Here is a 24,800-nt window from a genome sequence, read left to right as displayed (position 1 = left end):
GGCGGCCAAATCATGTCGAGGCCGTGGAGACTCGGGGGCCTGCGATCACGCCTGCGAAGGGTGGCCGGCAGGGAACCGAGCGCGGCCGCAGAATCGACGCAGAGTCGATTCAAACGGCGTGCAGCATCGTCCTCATCCGTACGCGCCAGCAGATGCTGATGCGGCGAACGTTTGTCGGGAGCAGACCATGCGCGCGATCGCCTTGGCCCTCATCGCTTGCACTTTCGTTCAATCAGCCCTTGCTGCTGCGGTCGTCCCAGAGATCGACCCACGCGCGTCGCTCGGTGTCGTCCAGAATTGGATCTACAACTATCGCACCAAACCCGACTACGCCCATGTGCCGGCGGCGGTCCGGGTGCTGTTTCATTCGCAGACGTTCAAGGAGCCGGAGAACGCGGGCATCTATCTCGGCTTCATCGCGGGGGCGATCGGCTCCAATCCCGCCAAGGCCGAACAACTCGTCAACAGCTTCTTTCCCGTGCCTCCCGAGGAGGAGTGGGTGGTCGTGCGTGCCATCGCTTATTCGGGTCTGCCGGATTGGCGCAATCTCATGCGCAGGGTCGCGCCGAAGATGCCGGGCCGCCGCGTGATGATCGACGGCTATCTGAGCGGCGCACAGCCGACCTTGATGGACATCCCCTTGGAGGAAACGAAGCCTGGCGTGATGGACAAGCTGCGTGGCGCATTGACGCAGAATCCGTTCAAGAAGGAGGAGCGCAAGCTCGACACGCGGCTCAGCTACGCGACCCACCAGGATCTGCTCGACATCCTCTGGGGTTATTACTTCGCAACCGGCTCGCGCGTACCGATCCAGCGCATCGTGCAGATGCTGCCGTGGTCGAAGAGCCGCGACACGGTCGACAAGCTGACGATCGGCAGCATGGCGCGCTATACGCTTGCCAGCTATTCGGTGCGCGATGCCAGCCTGCGCGACTATCTCCGGGAGGAGCTGGCGCGGCAGTCGGGACCGGTCAAGGAGCCGCTCAGGGAGGTGGTTGAGGCCGCCGATACGGTGCAGCTCGGCGCCGTCCGCAAGGATGCCGTCGCCGCCGTCGAGGAGCTGAAGACCAGGGGCTCTGACGCCCGGCGCAACATGGATTTCTGGGGACAGCTCGGCGTCGGCGCCCTTGCGCTCGGTTGTGTCTCGGCCGCCGCGCTGGGGCAGGTCGCCGTCGGCATCCCTTGCGTGATCGGCGGCTCGGCCTCCCAGGGCCTGCTCTCGTTCTGGGAGAAGCAGCAATAGACCCTCGGTGGCGCAGCGGAGGCGTTCGTTGGCGGCCGAGGGAAGGGGAGAGCCGGTGGAGTGGATCGGCGGGGCGTCTAGCCCTCAAGGTGCTCTTGCTGCGGAAGCGGCCCGATCGCGTGCCCGATATGCACACTCAAGAGTTGTTCGGCTTTTCGTTTCCTCTACGAAAAGTAGAAAAGGCAGTCAGCGCGCAGTCACTGCCGGCACGCCTATGAAAAAATCAGGACAGGCTGACTTTCACTGCAGCCGGATAAACCGGCTCGCGGTGAACCTCCGCGCCAGATTCGTCGACGACGACGATGGACAGCCTGCGGTCGGTGATGCGCGGGTCGTGCCGGAGGCGCCGGGCCAAATCCCGGCTGTGCTCGATCGCCCCTGCACTCGTCGCAAATTCCAGGCCGGTCCGGTCTCTGGTCGGTATGCCATCCTTCATATCGAAATAATAAGTGCGCATGGTCTTCCTGCAGCCGCTGTGTCGCGGGAGTGGGCACGGATCCCGAGCGAGATCCGCAACCCATTCTTCCCCCCAAGCAAACTATAGAAGACCTCTAATGTGGAGGACAAGCTTACCGCTGCCGTAATCCCCCCGCCTCGTTCGGTAAACGACCGTTTCCACTGGTATCGTCAGCCGGAAACTGCCAGAAGGCTCAAATTGTGACGCCGAAATCAACCAACCGGTCAGTTCGGCTTGCTGCAAGAGTTGTTCGCTGGCATACTTTCAACCTCGTCGGGTTCCGCACGGTCGATTTCCAGGCGGGCCATCCTGAGGATCAGGGTCGCAGTCGTCAGACCGAGACTTTCAGCCTCGATTGCTGCAGTATCTACCTTGCGTGCAAGGCCTTCACGTTTGCTAAGGACTGGCATTACTGTTTCCTGCCAAAGGTGCGAGATGAAGAATTCAACATTCATCGCGGAGCTGCACACGAAGCTCGGAGCCCCATCGAGCGAAGCCGTGGAAAGCCTTCGTCTGCTGAAGGCATTCCTGAAGCTGGCTCCGGGCCAGCGCATCGAGGTGATCGAGATGGTTGAGCGGTTGACCGCGGAGTCCCTTTCGGAGACCGATCGCCCTCTGTCCTGAGCTCATCCCTCCCGATTACCTGCAATGGTTGCGGGAGGTCGCGTCGCAATCGCATAGATTGCATCATCCAGCGCTTCCGATTCGTGCAGCGTCCCGGCCGGCAGCAGAATCTTGTCGCCGGCCGTGCAGATGCGCTCGCCACCTTCCCAACGAAACGTGAGTCGTCCCTGGATCACGACGAGGATTTCGTCGACGGGGTGGGTATGGAAGGCGTGAACCTTGCCGGCCGCATCGTGCTGCAGCTCGATGCAGCCCTGCGTCGGCAACAGCGCCAGGATGTCGGGATCGATCGCGAAGCTGGTCTTCGTTCCAGCGATGATCTGGGTCATGCGGCCTGCTCCTTGTCTGCAATGGACGATGGCTTGGTCTGCGCCAGCTTGTGGAAGGGACAGGCCGGCGGCGGCTGGTTGTCGTCGTAGAGGAAGTACTGTTTGAACTCCCGGCCCTCCGGATTGCCGTAGCGTCCGAGCTGGGGCGAAGGCGCCGTCGTGTCGAATGGGACCAGCCGTTTGCGCACCTCGCCGAAGGCCTTGGCGGCGGCCTCCTCCGTGCCGAGCATCCGTTCGAACACCCAGCGCGGCTGGAAGGTCAGCATGAATGCGCTCGAGCGGCGGCTTTGCCGCATCACATGCGCGGGCGTGCTGCAGACGACGAAGATCGGCTCTCCGGCAAACGAAAACTCCCACATCGGATGATCGACGGTCTCGGGAATTTCGGCGGGCCACGGCTGGCTGTCGACGCGCGCCAGCTGATCGAGGATGTGCCAGAACTTCTTGTAGTAAGAGTTGATGGTCTGGACCGGGCGCGGGCGCGTGAACAGCACCAGCGAGGTGTTGGGTCCGTGCGAGCGGCTCTCCGAGACGAACAAGGCGAGCTGCTGGCCGAGCACGTCGATGTCGATGGGGTCGAGAAACAGATAACGAAGCTGATCGTGACGATAGCCCGCGACGCCGAATACGCACGGAAAGGGTCTTGCTTCGCTGCTCATCTGAGCCTCGAATTCCGAAAACAGGACACTTTGCCAGGTGCCGGCCTGATGGCCGGATCGGGCTTCGTCCCTTCTCAAATACAAACGCGACATACTGACCCTCTCTGTTCTTATGCTTAAGTACGAAGTATCAATTTGCGCCTCATCATCAGCGGCCCAAGGAGTCCAGGAAGCGACATCAGAACGAGAATTTCGATCAGGGCTGCGTAGCCGGAATCGCTGGCGGCACTGCGCAGGCTTGATCCGATGTCGGGGTTGAGGCCGCTCGCACTCACCATGGCAAAGGCGATCACCGGCTGAGCCAGTCCGGCAAAAATGCCGGCGGCCGTCGTATTGATCGATGCGCCGACGCCGATGCGCTCCGCCGTGTAGAGATGCTTGGTGCTTTTCAGGATCAGCGGCACGGTGCCCCCGGCCATCAGACCGAGCACGGCGAACACCGCGCCGACATAGAAGAAGCCGAAGCTGTGCGCCAGTGCCGGCAACAGCATCACGACGAGCAGCATGCGCAGCAAGGTGATGGAGATCAGAGCTGCATTGAGCGACTGCATCCGGTCCGCGGCATGGCCGAGAAAGATCGATCCGATGGCGTTGCCGACCATGAAAGCGAGCAGGGGACCGCCGGCCGCCGAAGGCGAGATGCCGAAATAATGCGCGACCATCGGGATGCCCCATACCCCGGCGAGCGTGGTCACGACCGCGAAATGGGCAGCGAAGCTCATGGCGCAGCCCCAGGTCGCGGCCGATCCGAGCGCATGCCAGCTTGTGACCAGGACGCTCTTCAGCGTCCGGCTGGTGTAGTTCGCCGGTGCCGATTTCAAGGTCGCGAACGCGCAGGCAAAGTTCGCGACGCCGACGCAGGCGATGAAGAGAAAACAGGCGCGCCAGCCGAAGCCGCTGACCGCAGCGGCGAGCGGGGTCGTGGCGAGGACGCCGCCGACATAGCCCGACACCTGGGAGATGCCGGACATCAAGCCGAAACGCTGGTCGGAAAAGCTCTGCGCGACGAGCTTCAGCAGCGCCGTGAACACCAGCGCGTCGCCGCAGGCCACGACCACGCGCGCGACGAAGACGTCGAGCAGGCTGGGCGACAGGGCGAAGGCGGCACTGCCGAGCACCGACGCCGTCATGCTGCACAGCACGACGCGCTTCACACCGTAGCGGTCGACCAGAACGCCCGCGGGGATCTGCATCAAGGTGTAGCCCCAGAAGTAGCTGGAGGCGAGCATCGCGACGCCGGAGGCGTCGGTGCCGAAGTCGCGCATGAAGTCGAGGCCCACGGTCTGCGGCGACATCCGCTGCAGGAAGGCGACGGCGTAGGCGAGCGCGACCGTACCCCACGCAACATAGGCGCGATCGAGGAACCGGAGCGGAGAGGATGCGACCGCTTGTTGTCCGAGCGCCGCCATCACACCCTCGCATAGCCGACGGAGAACAGGGCGTCGGCGGAATCCGGGATGATCCGCGACATCGCGGTCTCGACCAGCGAGGCTCTGCCGTGATAGTCTTGCCTGATGTGCTGGATGTGTCCGTAGGCGCCGCGCATGATCATGCGGGGCACCTCGAGCGGCTTGCCCGGATAGATCGTCGCGCACATCTCGACGCAGGCGGCCTGCAACTCGGCATCCGCCGTCTCATCGAGCAGCGACGGCGCGACTCTCTCGCAGATCTTGGCGTTGGCAGCCCACACGATCGGGTTGCGCGTACGCCATCCGTAAAGAATTTCTTCGCCGGGTGTGGCCGAGCCGTGATGCTTGAGGATCTGCGACGTAAAGAACCCATACAGGCCACGACCCTGATGTGCGGGTAATACTTCGGTCCCACTGCGATAAATGGCCGGCCGCTGCGCGATGGTCATCACGCGATAGACTGAGAACGCGACCAGTCCGACGTGATCGTAGACCAGAACGAGGCCGTATTTGCCGGTGAATGGCGACGAGGCCGCGGTCCAATGCGGTTCGATTGCTTTCCAGTTAATGGCAATGATCGAATTCATTGCATCCATGATCGGCTGCCGATCAGGCAGCTCGATCTCCGACGCGTCGGAAAAGCTGTAGACGGTGTAGTCGTCCCAGGGCGAGGCGATGGTCCTGTATCGACCGTCCAAATTGCGCGACATCGCGTGAACTCCACCACTGCAAGGTCGAGCTATACAGGCGGTCCTCCGATGGCTTAAAGGACAATATGCCCTCGAATTCTGCCAACTCTCCCCGGCGTGCTGCGGTGCGTCGAGATAGTGCCGAAAGGCGGCTGGCCATCTTTGCCTTTCCCGGAGTGACGTTGCTCGACGTTTCCGGCCCGGCGCAGGTGTTCGCCGAACTCAGCGAGATCGAGCTGCCAGGGCCGGGCTATGCGCTGAGCTACGTGTCCAAGGAGGGCGGACTGGTGCCGACCGATGTCGGCCTGATGATCGACACTGCGCCACTCTCGTCCCTGAAGCCTGAGGAGGTCGATACGCTGCTGATCCCGGGGGGGCCCGGCATCTGGAAGCTGCGGCAGGACGAGATGGTGATGCAGTGGATCGGCCAGGTGCTCCCCGGTGCCCGGCGCATCGCATCCGTCTGCCTGGGCGCCTTTGCGCTGGCCTGGGTCGGCGCGCTGGAGGGCAGGCGGGCCGCGACACATTGGCGCTACTGCCCCCGTCTGCAGGACAGTTTTCCGAACGTGAAGGTCGAGCCCGACGCGATCTTTGTGCAGGATGGCCGGGTCTGGTCATCCGCAGGCGTGAGCGCCGGCATCGATCTCGCGCTGGCGATGATCGAGGAGGATTTCGGCCATACGATCGCGCTCGACGTGGCGCGCCGGCTCGTCGTCTTTCTGAAACGTCCTGGTGGCCAGAGTCAGTTTTCGACCGTCCTGGCGGCGCAGGCGTCCGACGTCGAGGGTCGGTTCAGTGCGCTGCATGCCTGGATCATCGAGAACATCGCCAGCGACTTGCGGGTCGAGGCGCTGGCCGCGCGAGCCGGCATGACGCCGCGCACCTTTGCGCGCACCTATGTCAGCCGCACCGGCATGACCCCGGCACAGGGAGTCGAGGCGCTCAGGGTCGAGACGGCGCGCCTCCTACTCGAAAGCCGCCAGATCGAAAACGTGGTCGAAATCGCCAAACGGGCGGGCTTTGGCGACGACGAGCGCATGCGGCGGGCGTTCCTGCGGCATCTCGGTGTGTCGCCGTCGGAGTATCGGCGCCGCTTCTCGGGCTGAGCGGCGCTTGCCGCAACCGGGGCTGACAAGACTCGCCGGACTCGGCGCCCTTTCCTTTGCTTTCGGGTCAATCCCGCCGCTCGCTTTGAGGCCGGTGCGGCCATGCCTTATGCGAGCGCTCAAAGCCTTCCGTAAAAGGCCACGTGTATAATGCTGAAAATTTGATGCAGATCCGCCTCCGCCGAGGGGAAAGGCCAATGACCAACATCGTTCCCTTTCGCACGAGGACACTCTCTCCTGAGGCCGCCTTTGCGAGCGCTGAGCAGAAGGCGGTGGTTGTGGTGGCCGGTGCTGGCCTCATGGACACCGTGCGAGTCGGTGCATTCAGCGTCAGGGAGGATGCGAGAAAAACTGTCCTCCTCCTCGATCTTGCCCTGCAGCATGCGCGAGAGCTCTCGGGCCTGTTGCGGACGAGCGCGCGCGACGGATCTATGATCGTCACCTCGCTTCGATCGAATACGCTTTGCAGATTGCGCGTCAACGTATAGCCGCATTCTGACAGCCGCTGGCGGCTTTCCTCCGCATCCATTTGTACGGCGACGCAGGGAGTCGGATGTGGTAGTTGGATCTGTCGTGGAGGAAGCAACGATGACCCAAACCAAACTGGAAGTGCCCGCTGAACTGCGGGACCTGGCCGAAAAGACCATCTCGCAGGCTGAAAAAGCATTCGAGATGTTCTTCGACGCAGCCGGCAAGTCGATCGGCACAGTTCCCGGGCCTGCCGCCGACATGTCCAAGCAGGCGCTCACTCTTACCGAGCAGAACATCAAGACGGCCTTCGAGCACGCTCGAAAGCTCGTTCACGCCACCGAGCTCGAGGAGGCGATGCGGATCCAGTCCGAGTTCCTGCGCAGCCAGTTCACCAACGCCGGTGAACACATGAAGACGATCACGGCGAGCATCATGTCGGCCGCGAGCAAGGCGACCGAGCCCAAGAGCTGAAGCGCGAGCCTCGCCGTCGCAGGAGCGACGGTCTGCATGGACGGAACTCGGCGGCAGTGCTGCCGCCGAATGGATGCGAGCGGACGAGACGGGCGAAAGAGCCCAGCCCTATTTTCGCAGGCTGCCGATATAGGCGGCGATGTCGGCTGCCTCCAGCCGGTTGAGCGGGAAGCTTGGCATCTTCGGATGCGGGTCGAGCAGGAAAAACGCGACCTTCTCCGGCGTGAAATCCGTTCTCTGAGCAATCTGGGCGAAGGAGGGAACGTCCGCGCTGGCCTGCTTCTGCGTCCCCTCGATGAGGTGGCACGAGGCGCACCAGCGACGGGCCAGATCTCCGCCGTGATCCGGATCGGCGGCCCAGGCCGGTGTCGATGCCGCAGCCGCGATCGCGATCGCCATAACTCTCATCACCGAGGCGTGCATCAAGGAACTCCTGATCTTTGTCTGTTGGGTGGTGGCATACCTCGCCGGAGTGACGGCGGGTGGCTCACGAAGGAATGTTTCGCCCCCGGAGAGGAGCGATCTTGGCGGCTCCGTCTCGCAGGCACGCGCGGCACGTCGATGAATCTCGACGTCAATTACAGCATGATTTGGGAAAGTGGGACAGGTCGATCCGGCTGACGATTGCCTTCAGGAGCGCGGTCGCGCGGCGCAGCCAAGACATATCGGCCGGGCGAGACACGTCGGTCGAGGCGGTGATCGTCAACTCTTCCGCAACGTAGGACATGTCGAGCCCTCCCTGTCGCTCAGCATCTTTCCGCTCAGCCTGTTGACGAGATGCGTACCGCCACATGCTGGGCATGCGGCCGCCTCATAGGCATCGAACTGGTCGGCAAGAACCGGTGCGGCCAAGTCGATCTGAACGTTCGATCCCGTCTGGGAGCAGCGAAAAACGAGAGTTTCCATCATCTAAACATGACAAATGCCGGCATCGATGCCTTGATCTGTCTCAACAGACGATGAGGCGACCGGCGCGTGCCGGACTGCCGGAGGACAGAATGTCAGGTCAGGCTATGCGATGCGGCCTTCGCCCTGCCGATCCGTTCGGCAACGTTTACCGTGGACACGGAACCCGTCTGGGCCGCACGGAGGGCCGCATCGATCTTCGACTTCACGCGCCGCGCTGCGAGCGCAGCGAGTCTGGTCTGGGTGCGTCCGGTCTTGATCTGATCGCCAAACTCGTACCGCCATTCCCAAATGTCCGGTTCAGCAGTCGCCACGACGGTATATTGAACACCTCGGTGGATCACGGAACCCCCCCTGTCAACACTTCCACTCAAAGTCAATGTCTAACCAATCTACAATCAATCCGGGCAAATACGGGACTGGAACAATTGCCAGCTCCGCGGTGGTTAGAGGGTTAACACCACCATGCCGACAATGTTCCGCAGGTGCCCGGCTTCCGTGCACACTTTTCCGGTGCGGATATCGGCCGTGCACAATCGGCGGAAATCGCGGGGCAGCCTGAAGACGCAGACGGGGGCTGCGTTCAAGGGCCCGAAATCTGCCAGAAGGGCGGACGACGCGTGTGGCGGATTCGAGTTCCGATCGATGGCCGGCAGGAGATATCAAGGCACGACATGCCGGAGTCGATGTTAGTCCGCCATCCCGAGACGAGGTCCATCTTGCTTGCCGATGATCAAGAACTGGCGAAGACAGATAGCGTGGCAGCCGGTAACGGCAACGGAGGTCGTGACCTCCGGGTCGACGCGTTCCGGGGGCTCGCCCTTTGGTTCATCTTCATCGATCATGTTCCGGACAATTCGCTGGCGTGGCTGACGCTGCGCAACTACGGCTTCAGCGACACCTCCGAGGTGTTCGTCTTCGTCTCCGGCTACACCTGCATGCTCGCCTATGGCGGAGCGCTGCCGAAGCAGGGCTGGGCGACCACGGTGGTGCGGGCGCTGCGGCGCGCCTGGGAGATCTATGCGGCGTTCCTGGTGCTGCTGCTCGCCTATGCGGCGCTGGTCTGGGTGATCGGCGGCGGCACGCGCTTCGTCGACGAGACCAACACCGGCTTCTTCTTTCGCGAGCCCGGGCCCACGCTGGTGCATGTGGCGCTGCTGCAATTCGCGCCCGTCAACACCGACATCCTGCTGACGTTCGCAATCCTGCACATCTGCTTTCCCGTCATCCTGTGGCTGATGATCACCAGCGCGACGTTGACGCTGGTGCTTTCATTCCTGCTCTACATGATGGTTCAGCTGTTCAGCTGGCAGGTGCCGGCGTGGCCGAGCGGCGAACTGTATTTCAATCCGTTCGCCTGGCAGTTCCTGTTCGTGATCGGCGCCTGGTACGGCTGTGCCGGCACCACGCGCCTGCGTCCGCTCCTCGACTCGCGAGCGCTGTTGATCGTGGCGATCACCTATCTCGCGTTCAGCCTGTTGATGGCGCTCAGCTGGGAGTTCAAGAGTCTCGAGAACCTGATCCCGTCGGCCATCAACGGCCTGATCTATCCGATCTACAAGAGCCACCTGGCGCCGGTGCGGCTCTTGCACTTCCTGGCGCTTGCCTTCGTGGTGTCGCGGCTGGCGCCGCGGGACTGGAAGGGGCCGATTCGTCCGCTGATGACGGCCATGATCAGGTGCGGCGAGAACTCGCTCCCGATCTATTGCCAGGGTGTGCTGCTGGCCTTCCTCGGCCAGGTCATTCTGACCGACGTGGCGAGCGGGTTGGCGATGCAGCTGCTGATCAGTGTCGCCGGGATCGCGATCATGACCATCGCGGCCACGCTGCTGACATGGGAATCACAGCTCGACCGGCGCGGGCCGCGGCTGTTCTGACCACCGCTCCTCAACGCCGGCGTGCGACGGTGACCCCGAGCAGGAAGGCGACGAACAGGCTCGCGAGCGGCGCCTCGCGGGTGATCGCGCTGATGGTCGACAGGGCGGTCCCCGGCCGCCGCGCGGCCCTTGCCGCTTCGCTCAGTCGGTCAACGGCCGCTCCCAGCGTGCCCACCACCTCGCCGAGTGTGTGTGACATGTCCGTCGCGGTGTCGAGCGCGCGTTCGGCAACGCCCGGCTGTGGAGGTGTTTCGAACGTTTCGCTGTTCACTGTCGTTGCCTTCTTGCCGCGGCTCGTCGGATTGGCACCCCCGTGCCGACGCGATTCGGCCGAGGGCGAATGTAATGCTCCTGAAAATGCCGGCTGATGCGATTGGTTCCCATGGACCGAGACGTCGCTGGCGAAGCATGCGGTGCAAAATCGCGCTACGCTGGGCGACCGGCCGTCGATGAAAGGATTCCGTCTTGGCTTCTCCAGACCTTACAGCGCCACATCGCATCGCCGTCCTTGGTGCGCCGATCGATCTCGGCGCGTCGGTCCGCGGTACGCTGATGGGGCCTGCTGCGCTGCGCACCGCAGGTCTCGTCACCGTGCTGGAAAGTCTCGGGCTCGACGTCACCGACTACGGCGATGTCGGCATCGCCGACATCACGGAGCAGGTTGACGAGCCGCCGATGAAGGCCAAGCACTATCGCCAGATCCAGCGCTGGTCGCTGGTGCTGGCGCGTCGCAGTCAAGAGCTGGCGCAGACCGGCGCCATCCCGGTGTTTCTCGGCGGCGACCATTCGCTGTCGATGGGGTCTGTGAACGGGATCGCGCGCCATTGCCACGAGATCGGGCGGGAGCTGTTCGTGCTCTGGCTCGACGCACATGCCGACTACAACACGCCTGAAACCACCATCACGGCGAACATGCACGGCATGTCCGCCGCGTTCTTGTGCGGCGAGCCGGGTCTCGATGGTCTGCTCGGCGACGAGGCACGCACGTCCATCACCCCAGATCAGTTGGAGCTGTTCGGCATCCGCTCGATCGACAGAGCGGAAAAGGAACTGCTGCGTCTCCGGCGTATCAGCATCGCCGACATGCGCGCCATCGACGAATTCGGCGTCGGCGTGCTGATGCGCCGGATCCTCGACAAGGTTCGTGCGCGGAACGGCGTCCTGCATGTGAGCTTCGATGTCGACTTCCTCGACCCCGAGGTCGCCCCCGGCGTCGGCACGACCGTACCGGGCGGCGCGACCTATCGCGAGGCGCATCTCATCATGGAGATGCTGCACGATTCCGGCCTGGTCCGTTCGGTCGACATCGTCGAGCTCAACCCGTTCCTCGACGAGCGCGGCAAGACCGCGCGCGTCGCCGTCGAACTGGTCGCCAGCCTGTTCGGTCAGCAGATCACGGACCGGCCGACGCCGAGCAATGCGATCGTTCCGGATCAATAGAGCGGATGCCTCCTCACTCGACCTCGGTGAGCCCGAGGCATCCGCAATCTCGGGCTCAGTAGCGTGCGTCGTACATCTTCGACTCGACGAAGCCGAGCAGATCGTTCGGCGCAGGCCCTGTGGCGAGCCCGTTCTGATAGGCAACGCCGGCCACCGCGGCGCCGATATAGGCAGACACCTCGCGGATGCGCGGCAGCGCCGGGTAAAGGCTGCCCTGCTCAAGATCGGCGCCGGTGACGCAGTTCGCCAGGGTATGCGCGGCGGCCATGAACATCTCGTCGGTCACCAGCCGCGCGCCGCTGGCGATGGCACCCAGGCCGACGCCGGGAAAGATGTAGGAGTTGTTGCCCTGGCGCGGCACGAAGGTCTTGCCGTCGAGCTTGACCGGATCGTAGGGGCTGCCGCAGGCGAACAGCGCGCGGCCCTGGGTATAGCGATAGGCCGACTCCGCGGAGCATTCCGCCTTCGAGGTCGGGTTGGAGAGCGCGAAGATGATGGGTCGCTCGTTCAGTTCGGCCATGGCCTGCAGCACTTCTGGCGTGAAGGCGCCGCCGACGGCCGCCACGCCGATGATCGCGGTCGGCTTCAGCGTCCTGATCGCGGTCAGGAAGTCTGCGATCGGCGCCTGGTCGTGCGCATAGCGCAGCTTGTGGCCGTGCAGGTTCTCTCGCCTCTTGATGACGAGGCCGCGCGAGTCCGTCAGCCAGTTGCGCCGCAGCGCCTCTGCTTCGGACAGGCCCTCGGCCATCATGGCGGAGACGACGAGATCCGCGATGCCGGTGGCCGCCTCGCCGGCCCCGAGGAACAGCACCGTCTGGTCGCGGAGCTTGCCGCCGGTGATGCGCAGCGCCGAAAACAGGCCGGCAAGCGCCACCGCCGCCGTGCCCTGGATGTCGTCGTTGAAGACGCAGGCGTCGTCGCGATATTTGTGCAGCAGCTTGAATGCGGCGTGATTGGCGAAGTCCTCGAACTGAATCAGCACGCCCGGGAAGGCGGCGCGGGCCGCGGTCATGAACTCGTCGACGAACGTGTCGTAGGCTTCGCCCGTAAGGCGCTTCTGGCGCAGCCCAATGTAGTAGGGGTCGGCCAGAAGCTCTTCGTTGTTGGTGCCGACATCGAGCATGACGGGCAGGCACTCTTCCGGATGGATGCCGGCGCAGGCCGAGTACAGCGACAGCTTGCCGACCGGAATGCCCATGCCGTTGGCGCCGAGATCGCCGAGCCCGAGAATGCGCTCACCGTCGGTGACGACGATGAGCTTGGCGCGATACGGCCAGTTGGCGAGGATCTCCGCGATCCGGCCGCGGTCATTGGCCGAGATGAACAGGCCGCGCGGACGCTGGAAGATCAGGCCGAATTTCTGGCAGGCGAGGCCGACGGTCGGCGTGTAGATCAGCGGCTGGATCTCGTCGATGTTGTCGCAGACCACCCGGAAGAACAGCGCTTCGTTGCGGTCATGCAGTGCGTTCAGTGCCACGTACTTCTCGAGGTCGCTGGACAGGCTGCGAAGATTGACCAGGATCCGCTCGGCCTGGGCCTGCATCGACATGACCCCGGCGGGCAGGAAGCCGCGCAGGCCGAGCGCATCGCGCTCCTGCTCGGTAAAGCCGGTGCCCTTGTTGAGCAGCGGATCGCGCAGCAGCGCAAGTCCGCGCGGAGAATAGGGGGGTAGCGTCGATGCGCTCATGCGTTGCGGCTGGGTCAAGGCAGTCTCCGAGGTCCTTTGTTCGAGCACCGCCATACCGGAGCGCGCCCGGCGTTGATCGGCATCAATCGCGGCGGGATGGCGGGAACGGGACTGTTAACACAGTTTACGTTCCGCATTGCACCAATGACGTTGTGCAACTGCGTTGCAGCCCACGCAGAGGAAAATGCGATGGCCGCTAGGCGCGGCCCGTGACGAATGACCAAAGCAGCGCCAGCACGGCGATGGCCATGATACCTGTCCCCATCCACCCCAGGGCGATCAGCCAGGTCCGTCCGCGGAAGCGGCCCATCAGCCTGGGATTGGACACGATCACCATCATCATCGCCATGATCGGCACGGCGGCGATGCCGTTGAGCACGGCGCTCCACACCAGCATGTGGATCGGGTCGATGCCGGTGAAGCCGAGCCCGAAGCCGATGATCGTGGCGGCAGCGATGATGCTGTAGAAGCCGACCGCCTCGTCCGGCTTGGCCTCCAGGGTCGCGTGCCAGCCGAAGATCTCGGCGACGGCGTATGCCGCCGAGCCCGCCAGCACCGGGATCGCCAGCATGCCGGTCCCGATGATGCCGAGCGCGAACAACAGGAAGGTGAAGTCGCCCGCGAGCGGGCGCAGGGCTTCGGCCGCCTGCGTCGCCGAGTCGATCTTGGTAATGCCATGCGCGTGCAGCACCGTGGCGGTCGTCACGATGATGAAGAACGCGATCGCGTTCGAGAAGATCATGCCGATCGTGGTGTCGATCCTGATCCGTCGGAGGTCGGGGTGGTCCTTCTTCGACAGCTCGCGCAAGGGACGGTCGACCTTGCCCTGGTTCATCTCCTCGACCTCCTGCGAGGCCTGCCAGAAGAACAGGTAGGGGCTGATGGTGGTGCCGAGCACAGCCACCACCGTCAGCAGATAGTTGGCCTCCGTCGAGAAGCTGGGCCAAACCGCCGCGAGCAGCGCCGTGCTCCAGGGCACTTTGACCATCAAGGCGGTCGCGACGTAGGCGAACAGGCTGAGGGTCAGCACCTTGATGAAGGGTGCGTAGCGGCGGTAGGGCAGGAATACTTGGAGCAGCGTCGAGCCGGCGGCGAAGATCAGCGCGTGCTCATGATTGAGACCGCCGATCACCAGCGACAGCGACTCCGCCATCGCCGCAATGTCGGCTGCGATGTTGAAGGTGTTGGCGCCGACCAGGAGCGCGACGAGGCCGAAGACGATGCCGCGTGGCGCAAGCGCGGTGATGTTGGCCGCCAGCCCTTTGCCGGTGACACGGCCAATGCGCGCGCTCACCAGCTGGATCGCGATCATGAAAGGCGCTGTCAGAAAGACCGTCCACAACAGCCCGTAGCCGAACTGCGCGCCGGCCTGGGAGTACGTCGCTATTCCCGACGGATCGTCGTCGGCGGCACCGGTCACGAGACCTGGACCCAACAGCCGGAATACGCTCCAGAGCGACCGTTTCGGCTTGTTCGGTTCAGATCCGATGGTCGTGGCCATGGCAGCGCTCCCCCGGCGGTGTATGTCTCTCGAAGTCGCACGACCCCTTTTTGTTCCCGGCTCCGGAACCGGAGGAGATTACCAGCGTTCCAGATCACGTCGGATTTCGACCAGGGGGAGCGCGTGCCGGACCAGCGACAAACAGGGCACGATCAGGAGCTCGGCATGGCCGAGCGCGAGAGGCTTTTTTCCGGAGGCAGTGAGCTGGCCGGACTGATGTTGCGGTTCGATTGGGAGAGCACCTCGATCGGACCGCCGGCGCGTTGGCCGCAGAGCCTGAAGACGGCCGTCAGGATCATGTTGACATCCCAACAGCCGATCTGGATCGGTTGGGGCAGGGAGCTGATCTATCTCTACAACGATGCTTACAAGACCATCATCGGCGGCAAACATCCGTGGGCTCTCGGCCGACCGATCTCTGCAGTCTGGCACGAGATCTGGGAGGACATCGGTCCGTTGCTGGCCAAGGCCGGCGGCGGTGATCAGGGCACCTATGTCGAGGCGCAACTCCTGATCATGGAGCGCAACGGCTTTCCCGAGGAGACGTACTACACATTTTCCTACAGTCCCATTCCGGACGACGATGGATCACCCGGAGGAATCTTCTGCGCGAACACCGATGACACTCAGCGCGTGATCAGCGAGCGCCAGCTCTCGTTGCTGCGCGAACTGGCAAATGCCGGGGCCGGGGCCCGCAGCATCGATCAGGCCTGCGCAAGCTGCGCGGACGCCTTGGCGCGGGAGTCGCGCGACCTGCCGTTCGCAATGATCTACATGACCGACCCGGACGGCGAGGCGGCGCGACTGGAGGCCCTGACCGGCATCGACCGCGATCATCCTGCCGTTCAGCCGAGGCTGAGAATTCAGCCGGAGGGAACGTGGCCTCTGGCTGAAGCGCTGAAGCTGCAGGATGCGGTGCTGGTTCGTGACCTTCCGCGGCGGTTCGGCCTCAGCTTTCCGACCGGCGGATGGCGTCAGCCGCCACAGCACGCCGTTGTGCTTCCGCTGCCCGCGTCGGGGGAAGCCGGACGGGGCGGATTCCTCATCGCAGGTCTCAATCCGTTCCGTCTCTACGACGAGAGCTATGCCCGCTTTCTGAACCTCGTCGCGGGGCAGATTGCAGCGGCCGTCAGCAATGGCGGGGCCTATCAGGCAGAGCGGCGTCGGGCGGAAGCGCTGGCCGAAATCGACCGCGCCAAGACGACGTTCTTTTCCAACATCAGCCACGAGTTTCGCACGCCGCTGACGCTGATGTTGAGCCCGCTGGAAGACCTGCTCGGCCGCGACGAGGCCCAACTCACCTCCGACGCGCGATCCGTCCTCAGCCTGATCCACCGCAACGGCATTCGCCTGTTGAAGCTCGTGAACACTCTGCTCGACTTTTCGCGCATCGAGGCCGGCCGCATGACCGCGCACTTCGAGCCGATCGATCTTGCGGTTTTCACGGCCGAGCTCGTGTCCAACTTCCGCTCGGCGACGGATCCTGCCGGCCTGCGTCTCACCATCGACCCCACGCCCCTGTCCGAGCCGGTGTATGTCGACCGCGACATGTGGGAGAAGATCGTTCTCAATCTGGTGTCGAATGCGTTCAAGTTCACCTTCGAAGGTGAAATCGCGGTGTCGATCGGCTTGTCCACTGACGGCAATCATGCCGAGCTCAGGGTTCGCGACACCGGCACCGGCATCCCGCCCAGTGAACTGCCGCACCTGTTCGAACGGTTCCGTCGCATCGAAGGCGCGCGCGGCCGATCCTTCGAGGGCAGCGGCATCGGTCTCGCTCTCGTTCAGGAGCTGGTGAGGCTTCATGGAGGGGAGATCGCTGTAGACAGCGAGCTCGGCCGCGGCTCGGTTTTCACCGTGCGAATTCCGCTAGGCTCGGCGCATCTGCCAGCGGGCCAGATCGGACCTTCCCGTGTCCTGGCCGTTACCAACGTCCGTGCCGAAGCCTACATCGAGGAGGCGCTCGGGTGGTTGAACGGCGGTGTGCCGTTCGAGCTTCCTCACCCGTCATCATCCGACGACCTGGGAGTTCGCTCCGCGACGGCATCGGCCCGTGATCGCGTGGTGCTCGCGGACGACAATCCTGATATGCGCGACTACGTCCGCCGTCTGCTCGGCGAGGATTATGACGTGGAGGCGGTCAGCGATGGCATGGCGGCCCTGGAGGCCGTCCGACAGCGCCGCCCCGATCTCGTGCTGACCGACGTCATGATGCCGGGGCTCGACGGCTTCGGCCTGCTGAAAGCGCTGCGTAGCGATGCGCAGCTTCGCGACATTCCTGTGGTCATGCTGTCGGCGCGCGCCGGAGAGGAGGCCAAGGTCGAGGGGCTTGATGCCGGGGCGAGCGACTATCTCACCAAGCCGTTCAGCGCGCGCGAGCTGCTGGCGCGGGTGCGCGCCAATATCGATCTGTCGCGGGTGCGGCACGAGGCCGAGATCACGCTGCGTGAGCTGAACGAGCGTCTGGAGACGCAGGTCTCCGAGCGTACCGCGGAGCTGCAGGCCAAGGAGGCGCGGCTGCGGACGATCTTCGAGGCGAGCTACACGTTCCAAGCGCTGCTCTCGTCCGATGGGACGCTTCTGGACGCCAATGCGACCTCGCTCGAAGCGATCGCTGCGCCGCTGCACGAGGTCGCAGGGCTGCCATTCTGGGAGACGCCGTGGTTTGCGGGTACGCCCGGCATGCCCGAGGTGATCAGATCCCTGGTCGACGCCGTCGCTCGCGGCGACGGGGCGCGCCAGGAGCTGCAGCTCGAACTGCCGGTCGGCGGCTCGCGCTGGTTCGACTTCCAGATGCGGCCGGTGCGGGACGAGACCGGACAGGTGGCCGCCATCGTGCCCGAGGCGGTCGAGCTGACCGAACGGCGCAAGGCGGAGGAAGCATTCCGCCAGGCCCAGAAGATGGAGGCGATCGGCCAGCTCACCGGCGGCGTCGCGCACGACTTTAACAATCTGCTGACCGTGATCCGGTCGTCGGCCGACCTGTTGCGCCGGCGCCAGCTGTCCCCGGAGCGCATGCGGCGCTACGTGGATGCGATCTCGGACACGGCGGATCGCGCCGCCAAGCTCACCGGACAGTTGCTCGCCTTCGCGCGGCGGACGCCGATGGAGCGCCGCGTCTTCGATGCCGCGGGGCATATCGAGCGGATCGAAGAGATGCTGCAGACCGTCCTCGGAGCGCCGGCCGTGATCGAACTCGACCTCGCATTGCGGCCGCTTCCGGTCGACGTCGACATCAATCAGTTCGAGACGGCGCTCGTGAACCTCGTCGCCAATGCGCGTGATGCGATGGAGGGGCAGGGCGTCCTGACCATTCGCGGCGAGATCGTCCGAGAGGACGGTCGGTCCGGGCAGTCGTCGTTCGTCTCCATTGCCGTCAGCGACACCGGATCCGGCATTCCTCCAGATCAGATCGACCGGATCTTCGAGCCGTTTTTCACCACCAAAGGGGTTGGGCGCGGCACCGGCCTCGGCCTGTCTCAGGTCTACGGCTTCGTTCATCAGTCCGGCGGACGGGTGCTGGTCGACAGTGAGCTCGGCAAGGGCACGAAGCTGACATTGTTACTCCCGCTGACGCACAAGCCGCTGGGACCGCGCGAGCGGAGCGAGCAGGGTCCCGAACAGCTCGCCGCGCGCTGGAATGTGCTGGTCGTCGAGGACAATCCGGAAATCGGCGAGTTCTCCACGCAGTTGCTCGAGGATCTCGGCTACCGAACGGTGCTCGCGCGCAGCGGAACGGATGCGTTGCGGATGATCGACGAGGATCCCGAGAGCTTCGATCTCGTGCTCAGCGACGTCGTGATGCCCGGCATGGACGGGGTGACGCTCGGCCAGGAAATCCGCCGGCGGCTGCCGATGATCCCGATCGTGCTCAACAGCGGCTACAGCCATGTCCTCGCCGACGGCGACCGCCACGGTTTCAGCCTGATCCAGAAGCCTTACTCGGTCGACGAGCTGTCGCGCGTGCTGCGGCAGGTCATGGCCGCGCGAGCCGCAGGCGCGAAGCCGGCGTCGTCGGCATGAGAACCGCGGCAGCTTTCCCCTGACCATGGTGGGCCTCGCGCGATCCGCACTTGAAGGATCGCGCCGGACCGGCGTATTTTCGGTCTCCGGGGGAAGTCTCATGGCAGACGAGAAATGGCGGCTGCGTGGCGGTCGGGCGCAGCGGCGGATATTCGCTCTTGTCTCGGGCGCGGCGCTGGTGACGAGCGGCGGCGCCCTTGCCAAGGACGATGAGGCGGACGCGCCGGCGCCGGGCCTTGCCAACGTCTACATCGATTTCCGCACGAACTACGCCTATGTGCCCGGCGGAGCATTGTCGACGGGCCTTGGCGACACCTCCCTGTTCGGAACTCTGTCGCAGCTCGCGACCTTGCGCAAGCTGCTCGACCGTCCAGCCTTGCCACGACGGCCGCAACTGTCGGCTCCGACCAACCAGGGCCTTGGCGTCGACGTTCCGCTCACGGTCGATCTCGGCGACGCGTTGTCGCTCTACGCGGGCTTCACCGGCAGCACGTCGTACAACGGCCTGTCCGGCTGGTCCGACGTGGCGGTCACGAGCTGGTTCCTCGGCTTCCAGGCCGATGTCTATCAGCAGAACGGCGGCGCGCTTCCGACGCTCACCTTGCAGTCGACGCTGACCCGGTCGGTGCCGGACGCGCCGTTGGCGACGACCTCGTTCAACACCGTCATCGAAGCCAAATACGCGCTCGATCCGGATGAGATGAAAGGCTGGCTCGCCGGCGTTCAATATACCCATGTCGAGGTCGACTCAGTGCTAGCGCATGTCGGCAGCACGACGGCGGGCTATGTCGGCGGCTTCTATCAGTGGGAGAACAACTGGAAGGTCTCCGCGCGCGTCGGCCTCCAGTCGTTCGGCGGTGCGCAGCTGCTTGCTGTCACGCCGATCGCGCCCTACACGCAGCCGCTGGTCAGGCTGGATCTCGACCGCATGGACGATGACGACAACCGGCTGTTCGGCATCACCGCGCAGATCGCCTGGGCGCCGAAGCCGGTCTACCAGCTGACGGTGAGAACGCCGCTCTACGCGATCAAGAACTGACGGGTTGATCGAAGCTTCGCGCCGGCTCGTGTCAGCGCATGCTCACGAACTTGCCCCAGAGGGCGGCCAGCAACGCGCCCGTCATCATGTAGTGCGGCTTGTCGCAGAACAGGCTGCCATATTGACAGACATCGGCGCCGACCGCTCCGAGCTGGTGCTGGCTCGCCACATAGAACAGGGCGGACAAGCCGGCGAGCACGACCGCAACGACATACATCGGAAGATCTCCTCCGCCGGCCGCGCCCGACGGGCTGAAGTTGCGTTGCCGGCCGGCGCAACTATCTGCGCTTGACACGTCGGGCAAATCAGGCGCATTTTGCCATCGTCGAAGAAATCATAGAGCCCGCGCCGCGAACTCGGCAGCGGGCTTTTTGTTCGCTCGGACCGGATTTGGAGCGGCGGTTATCGAAATCGCAAGGCCTGACTGCTGCATTTCGATCAAATTTGACACGTCGGGCAAATCACCGGCATAGTGTTATTATCGAATTTTCCGAAAATATGATGCCGGGTTGTCCGCGGGCATTTGACGTGAGCGGCGCAGGCCGGCATCGTCTGTCGACCATGATCGCCGGCAATTCATCGCGCGCCGGCGCGAAGACAACTTCGAACATCCGGTTACTCGCTGGCCTGCGCGAACGGGCCGGCGCGTGGGCGTGGCGACCGTCGCTCCGCCCGCAGCGGTCCCTTGCTTGAGCCGAGGGATAGGGTTCGCGCCTGAAACGATCGCGCGTTCGGCTGCGATCTGCCGCACTTTTCCTTCGCCTAGGAGAGAGAGGAAGATGACCGCCTATCTCATCGCGCTCGCCCTGATCGGCCTGGTGATGATCGCAGCCGCCGATGCAATCTCGTGACGATCACCAACCTCGCATTCATCATCCATGATACCGGACTTGACCATGTCGAAGACGATCACCGAAATTCGCTCGATGGCCCGCAGCCACACCAAGACGGCGATCAATACGCTGGTTGGCGTGATGCGCTCGCCGAAGGCGACACATGCCGCGCGCGTGTCCGCCGCCAACGCCATCCTCGACCGCGGTTGGGGGAAGGCGCCTCAGGCGCTGCAGAACAGCGAGGACGGCGCCCTCGAGCTGATCCACCGCATCGAGCGTGTCATCGTGCATCCGGATGGAGAGGACGATGCACAGGAGGATGAGTGATCCCGGTGGTGGGTGAGGCGTGCGCTCGTACGATGGGAAGATCGACGTTCAATTGAGTGGCAGCTTGCTGTTCACCCCGGCTTCCGCGACGGTGGCGAAATCAGATCAAAACGCGTCGGCCCGAAATTGTGTGTCAAGACGGACTCAGCGCCCAAACAAGTAGAAAAAGTCAGAGCCGGCCGACTTGACGCCGACGCGTGTTTGTTCGAGCTTTGTTCTTGATGCGAACGCCGCCCCGCGTCGTTTCGTTCCGTGGGAAATCGCAGTCTGGATATCTTCGGGTCATCAACATGATTGCATCAGCATGGTCTTGGCCGGCGCGAGTCGTGAGTGTCTTGAAGCGGCTGCTTGCTCTCTGGCTGTTGCTCTTCGGATTATCGTGCCGCGCGGCTGTCGCAAGCGATGTCCTCATCAGCTATGCGGTTGAAGTCAAGGGAGAGACGGATAGCGGCAATCTCAACGATTGCGACGAGGTCGGCATATGCCGCTTCCACGCTGCCGGTCTGGACGTTGAAATCGTCCTCTATTCAGAAGCAGGCGTTGCCATGCTGGAGATGATTGTCAAAGGACCGCCTGGCTGCTGTTATAACTTCGAGGCCAAAGAGCAATTTCGAGCGACCATCAAACCCGGCCTGACGCGGTTGGAGATCTATCAGCGCATGTGGTCACCGCATGATGATTTCGTCAGGACCCCATTCTCCTGGAATGGACGGATTGGAACCATCTATCTCGCATTCTCACAAAAGCGCTTGGCGAAGTAATCGGGCGCGTGGGAGCTGGCCGTTGACAATTCCTCCGCAATCTGATGTTCTGTTTTTGTTCCAGGGGGGGCGTCAGCTCGTGCGACTGTCCTCGTTCGCCCCTCGCCTCAGAGGCTGGAGGCCGTCGGATGACACTTGTCGGGACGAGCGTCAGCACTTCGGTAGCCCGCATGCGTTGCGCGGTAGAGGAGGCGTATTGTGCGACCTAATAAGGGGGGACTGATCGCTTCGGCCCTCTACACCGTGCACTTTCTGGTGTTCAGCTGCCTGTCTTATTTCGCCGGCTTGAAGTCAAGCGTATTGCTGGCCGAAATGGCTGTTCTTCCGGCCGGGATGATCCTTGGTTGGTTGTGGTCAGCCCTGGGTCTTCACGATCCGCCCTTCGATATCGATAGTTGGATGAATAGCTATCTCTCCTATTTCCCCGTAAGCCTGCTGGTGTCGTATCTTTTCGGATGGATGCTTCATAGTCTCTGGCGTCTGGCTGTCAGACGCATTGGTCCTGGCCTGGACCGGATCGACGCCCGTTTGATCAAACGATTGCATCGGGATTAGTCGCACGACGCGACGACCGGTGGCCTCGTTGCGCGGCGAGCGCCGATCCGCATAGCGGCGCGCAGGACGGACTGCCCGCTCCAACATTTCGCGGTCGCAAGATGAATGAGCCCGACGCTGAGCCGCCGGCGTCGTTCATATGGATAGCCGCGCCACCAAGTGGCGTCCAACTGCGCTCGCAGCGAGCAGGCAGCGTTCATTCAACAATCTCTATCAACACAAAGGGAGGCGACTATGGCCGCTCGACACTCGCTCACATTTCAGATCAATCCCGGCCTGCCGGGGCACGCCGCCGTCGTCGTCAATGATCCGACCGGGCAGGTGTATGCGGGATTCGGGCCAGAGCATCATGGTTCGATTTCTGACAAGGGAAGATTCGACGCTCATTCGATGCAGGATGGAAAGGCGCCACCGAACGACTTTTCCAGCGTTGCGGATGAGGGCCAATACGCAACGTTCACAGTTCCAATCACCGAACGGCAAGCGGATCTCGCCCGTGGGGAGATCGCAAAGCTCAGTGCCGAGCCTCTCTTTTACAATGGCTGGGATCTTGCTCGTTTTTCACAAGACCCCCGCATCTGTACTTCGATCGTGAACCGGATCACCGAAGCTGCAGGTCTCGGAAAGCACCTCTATCCGGTTCCGCAAGCCAACTACGAGTATCTGTCCGACATAGCCGACACGTTGGCGAAGGATCCAAAAGCGCGGAGATTGGCACGAACCGGATTGCCAGTTCCTGACGCCCTTCGTGGAATTCAGAAGGACTACGCCTACGTCGGCGGTGGAGCGGACACCCCTTCCGAGCGATTGGGACGGTTTCCCGGTCAATCAAACAGCGGCGCGCGATCCGTGCCCGCCGCCCTCTTCGATGAGCGGTTTGGAGACTGGATCAATCCGGTGGAAGGAGCCGCCGTGCCAAGGCAGGCCGAGTCGGGCTTCACCATCGAGGACAAGCGTCAGCCCGTACGCCGTCTTCGATCGCGGTAGTCGACTCCGACGGATCAATCCGTATTCGATGCTGGGGCTCCGCCCGTGCCCTTCCTGTCGGGCCCGTGGACCGCGCAGCCGCCCGGCAGAAGCAGGTGATCATTGTCTACGCTGAAAATCCTCACCGCAAGAGTGTTCGAGCCACTGCTCGCGCCGGCTCGCTACAAGGGCGCGTTCGGTGGGCGTGGCTCGGGCAAGTCGCACTTCTTCGGCGAACTGCTGGTCGAGACCTGCCAGGCCGATCGAGGTACGCTCGCCGTCTGCATTCGCGAGGCGCAACGCACCTTGGCGCAATCATCCAAGCGGTTGATCGAGGACAAGATCGCGGCGCTCGGCCTCGGCCAAGGCTTTCGCTCGTTCAGCGACCGCATCGCGACGCCGGGCGACGGGCTCATCATCTTTCGCGGCATGCAGGATCACACCGCGGAATCGATCAAGTCGCTGGAGGGATTTCGCATCGCCTGGATCGACGAGGCGCAGACCCTGAGCGCGCGCTCGCTGGCGTTGCTGCGGCCGACGATCCGCGCGCCGCGCTCGGAACTGTGGGCGAGTTGGAATCCGCGCCGCAAGTCGGATGCCGTCGACGATTTCCTGCGCAGCCGCAAGCCGGACGGGGCGGTCGTGGTGAAGGCGAATTGGCGCGACAACCCGTGGCTTCCGGCGGTGCTTGACGAAGAGCGCCGACTCGACCTCGCGCTCTATCCCGACCGTTACGAGCACATTTGGGAGGGCGACTACGTGCGCGCGTTCGAAGGAGCCTATTTCGCCGATCTGCTGGCGCAAGCGAAGCGCGACGGGCGGATCGGCAAGCTGGCGGCGGATCCGCTGCTGCCATTGCGCGCCTTCGTCGATATCGGGGGCGCCGGCGCCACAGCCGACGCGTTCACGATCTGGATCGTGCAGTGGGTCGGCAACGAAATTCGCGTGCTCGACTATTATGAGGCGGTCGGCCAGGTCCTCGCCTTCCACGTCAACTGGCTCCGCACGCGCGGCTATCAGAACGCGATCCTCAATCTTCCGCATGATGGCCTCGCGACCAATGCGGTGACCGGCAAGCGCTATGCCGACCATCTGCGCGACGCCGGCTTCGCTGTCGAACCGCCGCTCAAGAACCAGGGCAGGGGAGCGGCGATGATGCGGATCGAGGCCCTGCGCCGGCTCGGCCCGCAGCTCTGGTTCAACGAAGCGGCGACCGAAGCCGGGCGCGAGGCGCTCGGCTTCTATCACGAGCGCAGGGATGAGACGCGCAATGTCGGGCTCGGCCCCGAGCACGACTGGTCGTCGCACGCCGCCGATGCGCTCGGACTGATGGCGGTCTGCTACGAGGCTCCGGGGCGGGCCGCAAGCTTTAACCGTCCCATTCGATATCAGGATGCGGGGTGGCGGTAACGTCGCCAGGGGCTGGC

Annotated in this window: 26 protein-coding genes; 14 read left to right on the top strand and 12 right to left on the bottom strand. The window is 63.7% G+C overall.

Going from position 1 to position 24,800, the window contains the following annotated elements; genetic code table 11:
* Positions 1–187 precede the first annotated feature (187 nt).
* Positions 188–1,243, top strand: coding sequence for a hypothetical protein (locus ACQR13_RS23160; RefSeq protein ID WP_315825140.1), 1,056 nt, complete (start codon positions 188–190; stop codon positions 1,241–1,243).
* A 223-nt stretch (positions 1,244–1,466) separates the two neighbouring features.
* Here ACQR13_RS23160 and ACQR13_RS23155 read toward each other — a convergent pair whose 3' ends face one another.
* Together ACQR13_RS23155 and ACQR13_RS23150 are read right to left on the bottom strand one after the other, a co-directional pair.
* Positions 1,467–1,700, bottom strand: coding sequence for a DUF6894 family protein (locus ACQR13_RS23155; RefSeq protein ID WP_316174114.1), 234 nt, complete (start codon positions 1,698–1,700; stop codon positions 1,467–1,469).
* A gap of 224 nt (positions 1,701–1,924) precedes the next feature.
* Positions 1,925–2,155 carry a hypothetical protein gene (locus ACQR13_RS23150; protein ID WP_315712990.1) on the bottom strand — a complete coding sequence of 77 codons (231 nt, stop codon included), beginning with the start codon at positions 2,153–2,155 and terminating at the stop codon, positions 1,925–1,927.
* Between ACQR13_RS23150 and ACQR13_RS23145 the strand changes: the two genes are divergently transcribed.
* Positions 2,136–2,324 carry a hypothetical protein gene (locus ACQR13_RS23145; protein WP_315712988.1) on the top strand — a complete coding sequence of 63 codons (189 nt, stop codon included), beginning with the start codon at positions 2,136–2,138 and terminating at the stop codon, positions 2,322–2,324. The two genes, ACQR13_RS23150 and ACQR13_RS23145, sit on opposite strands and share 20 nt — an antisense overlap.
* Before the next feature lie 2 nt (positions 2,325–2,326).
* Here ACQR13_RS23145 and ACQR13_RS23140 read toward each other — a convergent pair whose 3' ends face one another.
* The 4 genes from ACQR13_RS23140 to ACQR13_RS23125 all read right to left on the bottom strand — a co-directional run bounded on the left by ACQR13_RS23140 (position 2,327) and on the right by ACQR13_RS23125 (position 5,317).
* Positions 2,327–2,653 carry a cupin domain-containing protein gene (locus tag ACQR13_RS23140; RefSeq protein WP_316166115.1) on the bottom strand — a complete coding sequence of 109 codons (327 nt, stop codon included), beginning with the start codon at positions 2,651–2,653 and terminating at the stop codon, positions 2,327–2,329.
* Positions 2,650–3,312: a YqcI/YcgG family protein gene (locus ACQR13_RS23135; RefSeq protein ID WP_409977957.1), complete on the bottom strand. Its 663-nt coding sequence runs from the start codon at positions 3,310–3,312 to the stop codon at positions 2,650–2,652. The genes ACQR13_RS23140 and ACQR13_RS23135 overlap by 4 nt, the downstream gene beginning before the upstream one ends.
* Before the next feature lie 116 nt (positions 3,313–3,428).
* Positions 3,429–4,721 (bottom strand): MFS transporter, encoded by a 1,293-nt coding sequence (locus ACQR13_RS23130; protein ID WP_316192892.1) that lies wholly within the window; start codon positions 4,719–4,721, stop codon positions 3,429–3,431.
* Positions 4,721–5,317 carry a hypothetical protein gene (locus ACQR13_RS23125; RefSeq protein ID WP_434863274.1) on the bottom strand — a complete coding sequence of 199 codons (597 nt, stop codon included), beginning with the start codon at positions 5,315–5,317 and terminating at the stop codon, positions 4,721–4,723. Before ACQR13_RS23125 ends, ACQR13_RS23130 begins: the two co-directional genes overlap by 1 nt.
* A 179-nt stretch (positions 5,318–5,496) precedes the next feature.
* On the opposite strand from ACQR13_RS23125, the gene ACQR13_RS23120 reads away from it, so the two are divergent.
* From ACQR13_RS23120 to ACQR13_RS23110, 3 genes are all read left to right on the top strand, one after another.
* Complete coding sequence (locus ACQR13_RS23120) at positions 5,497–6,516, top strand: GlxA family transcriptional regulator (protein ID WP_315753489.1); 1,020 nt, start codon at positions 5,497–5,499, stop codon at positions 6,514–6,516.
* 197 nt (positions 6,517–6,713) lie between these two features.
* Positions 6,714–7,004, top strand: coding sequence for a hypothetical protein (locus ACQR13_RS23115; protein WP_315712976.1), 291 nt, complete (start codon positions 6,714–6,716; stop codon positions 7,002–7,004).
* 100 nt (positions 7,005–7,104) lie between these two features.
* On the top strand, positions 7,105–7,458 hold the full coding sequence (locus tag ACQR13_RS23110) for a phasin (protein WP_315713636.1): 354 nt from the start codon (positions 7,105–7,107) through the stop codon (positions 7,456–7,458).
* 108 nt (positions 7,459–7,566) lie between these two features.
* Here the strand turns inward: ACQR13_RS23110 and ACQR13_RS23105 are convergent, their stop codons facing one another.
* Together ACQR13_RS23105 and ACQR13_RS23100 are read right to left on the bottom strand one after the other, a co-directional pair.
* Positions 7,567–7,881 (bottom strand): c-type cytochrome, encoded by a 315-nt coding sequence (locus ACQR13_RS23105; protein ID WP_315712974.1) that lies wholly within the window; start codon positions 7,879–7,881, stop codon positions 7,567–7,569.
* Between the two features lie 151 nt (positions 7,882–8,032).
* Positions 8,033–8,185: a hypothetical protein gene (locus tag ACQR13_RS23100; RefSeq protein ID WP_315712972.1), complete on the bottom strand. Its 153-nt coding sequence runs from the start codon at positions 8,183–8,185 to the stop codon at positions 8,033–8,035.
* 865 nt (positions 8,186–9,050) lie between these two features.
* On the opposite strand from ACQR13_RS23100, the gene ACQR13_RS23095 reads away from it, so the two are divergent.
* Positions 9,051–10,241: an OpgC domain-containing protein gene (locus tag ACQR13_RS23095; RefSeq protein ID WP_409998681.1), complete on the top strand. Its 1,191-nt coding sequence runs from the start codon at positions 9,051–9,053 to the stop codon at positions 10,239–10,241.
* A 10-nt stretch (positions 10,242–10,251) separates the two neighbouring features.
* On the opposite strand, the gene ACQR13_RS23090 is transcribed toward ACQR13_RS23095, so the two are convergent.
* Positions 10,252–10,512, bottom strand: coding sequence for a hypothetical protein (locus tag ACQR13_RS23090; RefSeq protein ID WP_315712969.1), 261 nt, complete (start codon positions 10,510–10,512; stop codon positions 10,252–10,254).
* Between the two features lie 194 nt (positions 10,513–10,706).
* Here ACQR13_RS23090 and rocF point away from each other — a divergent pair, with 194 nt between their 5' ends.
* The gene (gene rocF, locus ACQR13_RS23085; RefSeq protein WP_316192893.1) at positions 10,707–11,681 is read left to right on the top strand and encodes an arginase; all 975 of its coding nucleotides are present in this window, start codon (positions 10,707–10,709) and stop codon (positions 11,679–11,681) included.
* Positions 11,682–11,736: 55 nt separating this feature from the next.
* On the opposite strand, the gene ACQR13_RS23080 is transcribed toward rocF, so the two are convergent.
* Positions 11,737–13,368 (bottom strand): NAD-dependent malic enzyme, encoded by a 1,632-nt coding sequence (locus ACQR13_RS23080; protein ID WP_434841850.1) that lies wholly within the window; start codon positions 13,366–13,368, stop codon positions 11,737–11,739.
* Between the two features lie 196 nt (positions 13,369–13,564).
* Positions 13,565–14,869, bottom strand: a complete 1,305-nt coding sequence (locus ACQR13_RS23075; RefSeq protein ID WP_316201808.1) for an NRAMP family divalent metal transporter — start codon at positions 14,867–14,869, stop codon at positions 13,565–13,567.
* A 165-nt stretch (positions 14,870–15,034) separates the two neighbouring features.
* On the opposite strand from ACQR13_RS23075, the gene ACQR13_RS23070 reads away from it, so the two are divergent.
* Both ACQR13_RS23070 and ACQR13_RS23065 read left to right on the top strand, forming a co-directional pair.
* On the top strand, positions 15,035–18,892 hold the full coding sequence (locus ACQR13_RS23070; protein ID WP_434863273.1) for an ATP-binding protein: 3,858 nt from the start codon (positions 15,035–15,037) through the stop codon (positions 18,890–18,892).
* Between the two features lie 100 nt (positions 18,893–18,992).
* On the top strand, positions 18,993–19,931 hold the full coding sequence (locus ACQR13_RS23065) for a hypothetical protein (protein WP_316201810.1): 939 nt from the start codon (positions 18,993–18,995) through the stop codon (positions 19,929–19,931).
* A 31-nt stretch (positions 19,932–19,962) separates the two neighbouring features.
* Here ACQR13_RS23065 and ACQR13_RS23060 read toward each other — a convergent pair whose 3' ends face one another.
* Complete coding sequence (locus ACQR13_RS23060; RefSeq protein ID WP_315753501.1) at positions 19,963–20,148, bottom strand: hypothetical protein; 186 nt, start codon at positions 20,146–20,148, stop codon at positions 19,963–19,965.
* Positions 20,149–20,827: 679 nt separating this feature from the next.
* On the opposite strand from ACQR13_RS23060, the gene ACQR13_RS23055 reads away from it, so the two are divergent.
* The 5 genes from ACQR13_RS23055 (at position 20,828) to ACQR13_RS23035 (ending at position 24,783) form a co-directional block, all read left to right on the top strand.
* Entirely contained in the window at positions 20,828–21,091 is a 264-nt protein-coding gene (locus tag ACQR13_RS23055; RefSeq protein ID WP_316169731.1) for a hypothetical protein, read from the top strand.
* 326 nt (positions 21,092–21,417) lie between these two features.
* On the top strand, positions 21,418–21,852 hold the full coding sequence (locus ACQR13_RS23050; protein WP_316169730.1) for a hypothetical protein: 435 nt from the start codon (positions 21,418–21,420) through the stop codon (positions 21,850–21,852).
* 198 nt (positions 21,853–22,050) lie between these two features.
* Entirely contained in the window at positions 22,051–22,407 is a 357-nt protein-coding gene (locus ACQR13_RS23045; RefSeq protein WP_434863272.1) for a hypothetical protein, read from the top strand.
* A gap of 234 nt (positions 22,408–22,641) precedes the next feature.
* Positions 22,642–23,394 carry a hypothetical protein gene (locus ACQR13_RS23040; RefSeq protein WP_434863271.1) on the top strand — a complete coding sequence of 251 codons (753 nt, stop codon included), beginning with the start codon at positions 22,642–22,644 and terminating at the stop codon, positions 23,392–23,394.
* A 102-nt stretch (positions 23,395–23,496) separates the two neighbouring features.
* Positions 23,497–24,783: a PBSX family phage terminase large subunit gene (locus ACQR13_RS23035; protein ID WP_434863270.1), complete on the top strand. Its 1,287-nt coding sequence runs from the start codon at positions 23,497–23,499 to the stop codon at positions 24,781–24,783.
* The last annotated feature ends 17 nt before the right edge of the window (positions 24,784–24,800 follow it).

Source organism: Bradyrhizobium sp. HKCCYLRH3059 (genome assembly GCF_051168035.1).
Lineage (GTDB): Bacteria > Pseudomonadota > Alphaproteobacteria > Rhizobiales > Xanthobacteraceae > Bradyrhizobium.
The sequence above is the reverse complement of the archived record's forward strand: the minus strand, read 5'-3'. Positions and strand labels throughout refer to the sequence as shown.